Origin of the sequence: Niallia sp. HCP3S3_B10 (genome assembly GCF_052064465.1) — a bacterium.
In the GTDB taxonomy this organism is placed as follows: domain Bacteria; phylum Bacillota; class Bacilli; order Bacillales; family Cytobacillaceae; genus Niallia; species Niallia hominis.
Map to the genome: position 1 here is coordinate 1 of NZ_JBQHVO010000168.1, position 376 is coordinate 376.

The window sequence follows — 376 nt, forward strand, 5'->3', positions numbered from 1 at the left end:
ATGAAGCAACTAATGAAGAGCCATCCTCGATACCGCTACATGAAAAGAGCGTTAAAAAACTACCAGGTAGAAACATTACTTCTAGAGTTGAATAGCGCAGTAGGAACAATGGATACACCAGAAGAAGAAGAAAAACTAGAGCATTTCCTCGGCTTTTTAACGCATCATCAGGAAACCATAAAAGATTACCGTAGTTGGTTACAGGAGAAAGGCGTGGACACGACAGCGTATCGTCCAATGGGAAGTGCAGAGGCAATGATGAATCAATTAGCCAAACGATTAAAGAATGGAAGAGCATGGAGCAAAAAAGGGGTCATGAGCATGGCGCGCTTGTGGATTGGATTGAAGGATGACCTATCCATCCAAACGATATATG

The 376-nt window shown here is 42.6% G+C and carries 1 protein-coding gene; it reads left to right on the top strand.

Going from position 1 to position 376, the window contains the following annotated elements:
- Window positions 1-39: 39 nt before the first annotated feature.
- Window positions 40-376, top strand: a 337-nt coding sequence (locus ACTNDN_RS25050; RefSeq protein WP_441132589.1) for a UPF0236 family transposase-like protein, incomplete at its 3' end; no start/stop codon positions are given.